This is a genomic window from Paenibacillus sp. P4_E11, from assembly GCF_056401635.1.
Genome location: NZ_JBFUIX010000329.1, coordinates 1 through 2,516 on the forward strand (window position 1 = coordinate 1; position 2,516 = coordinate 2,516).

The 2,516-nt window shown below is 52.2% G+C and carries 1 protein-coding gene; it reads right to left on the reverse strand.

The window, feature by feature from the left end:
* The coding region (locus AC1DWB_RS33535; RefSeq protein ID WP_477545418.1) for a DUF4838 domain-containing protein at positions 1-2,516 on the reverse strand (2,516 nt) is incomplete at both ends.

The window sequence follows — 2,516 nt, forward strand, 5'->3', positions numbered from 1 at the left end:
ATACACCACTATCGAACTCAAGCTGTAGACAAGCACGGCTAGCCTAACTTTCTTCACATCTATGTTCGTACCAGCAAATTTGGCAGGAACGGTCACATCCCACGAGGCTTCCCCCCAGGCCCCGATTGATTGTGTAAGCAGATTCTGAGCTGGCTTGATCGCGGTACCACCCACGTTATTACCCGCTGCATCCAGCAGATACAAGCCTATCCCAATATTCGCATTCCCGCTTACGCCCAATGCTGTGTTATACCGAAGCTTGATAGTCGCGTCTCCAGGCTGGATATTAAATGTTTGCGCCGGTCCACCATATCCGGTTCCGCTAACAAGAACGCTGGCTGTTCCTGAGTAGGCGATTCCCTCGACACGCTGGAACGTTCGCGACTGCGTCGTATTCGGAGACAGTATCCACGAGGTGGCCGAGCCCGTTCCTGACTCGAAGGAAGGATTAAGCGTCAAGATAGCGGCAAGCGCCGGGCTAACAATCATAATCGGAGACGTACCCGTAGAGACATTGCCCACCGCATCGACGGCATAGGCTGTATAGCTGCCTGGAGCGAATCCCACCGTATTCAAGGCACCAGCAACACCAGCCTTAGCAGATGTTCGCGTACCATAGACCGTACTGCCAACCGTTACAACAGCGGCAGCCTCAATATTCGCTAGAGTAGGCGTTATGCTGCTTGGCACAAGGTAGAGCATCCCATTCTCTGAGCTAGTTGCGGCAATTCGGGTCCCTATCGACACCGGGCCTGCGGTTACAGAAGAGAGGGTCGGAGCAACGGTATCAATCATAAACACGTCGACGGACTTCGTCTCCCATTTGGCCAGCTGAAATCCGGACGAGACGACATCCTCATACCCTACATGTGTTACTGTAAGCGTATGAATACCCGGGGATACGCCCGCCATAGCGTAATTCCCTTGCGCATTAGTCGTCACACCGTATACATTTCCCGTTACTGTTACAGTCGCTCCGCTTAGCGGAGTATCACCGATTCCGTATACGGTTCCCGTTACCGTTCCAGACCCGCTTGGTATTGAAGAGCCTCCGGGATTGTACAATTTCACATCATCCAGATACACCTCAACAGGATGGTCGCTTTCCACCAGAATGATCGGCTCCAGCTTCTTAACGGGAACATTACCGATCTTCTCCGGAATTTCCCCGTTTAAATAAGCGGTTGCCCAAGTTCCCGAACCCGCAGACAAAGGAAATATATCCGAACGAACCGAACTATACTTGATAATTACTCCATTCTCATCTAGTAAATTCACACCGATCTGGATGACGTCTCTGGCGTAAACAACTTCCGAGACGGTTTTATAGCTAACTTGCATGTTAGCGAACCCGGGAGCTGCTGATACGATTTGCCCAGGTCCTCCCCATCCCGTACCTTCCACATGAAGACTCGCGTTTCCGGTCAGAGCTATACCTTCTGCGCGACTGAAGGTTCTTGTTCCTGTCGTTTTGTATACGGTCCATGGCGGGGCTTGATCGGTGCCAGCCTCGAAGGATGGATTCACGATACTGTTCGACGAAGCCAAAGCAGACAGCAGCAAGTGTGCATATTCACGCGAGGAAGGACTGAAGGCTTCAGACAGCGCTATCGTTCTATCTGTTACGGGCCCGCCAGACGGTTCATGCTGCTTCATGTAGGTTACAAGAAACCAGAATTCGTCCACATTGTAGCCGGACCATAACAACGTGCTCTTCGACAAGGCGTTGGTCATATGAATCAGGACCGGATCGGTCTTGAATTGCTCCAGCAAATCCAGGCGTTTCTCTCCCATCTGCAATCGTTCCTGAAACGTTCCGGCTGCATGCTCCAGCAGAGCGAGCGCCTCATTCTCATCAGCGGGCGGGGTCGTTGCCTGCGGATAACTGAGCACAGTCGCTTCGAAGTATTCGAATGCTCTCAGCAGCATGTTGGCACGAGCTTTTTGCTTATTCGACTGAGACAGAGCCACGGCCATCTCCAGCAATTGCCTACTGTCCGCAATCTCCTCAGCTGTGACCAGCTCTATATAGTCTGGGCGGACGGAAGAAGGAGATGCGTAGAAGGGCGATGCCTTGATACGAACAGTCCAGAAATGTTCCCAATGATCGTAATAAGCTTGCAAGTACGGTGCAGCCGCTGGGCCAACTGCGCGAGTGTACCATTCGGCTTCGAGATCGTTCACATCAAGATCCGCATTCCACTGCAGCTTAGCTGATATCCACGGCTTCGGACCTTCTCCCCAGTCCGGGTATAGCTCCGCATATTGACCTACCACACCGAGGTCCTTGGCCAGCTGATAATTATCGGCCATCAGATTATTATAGATCCGCGGCAACAAATAAGGGGTGCCGTTCAGGTAATCATACCAGCCCACTCGGCTGGCTACCGCTTCCCAATCTGCATGAAGCTGAAGATCGGCTGCCTTCCTTGCAGGGTCAATCCAATTCCAACGGTCCCGTGTAATGTATACAACGATGTTCGGGTTCAGAGCGAACGTTGGAGCAGGTTTAACCG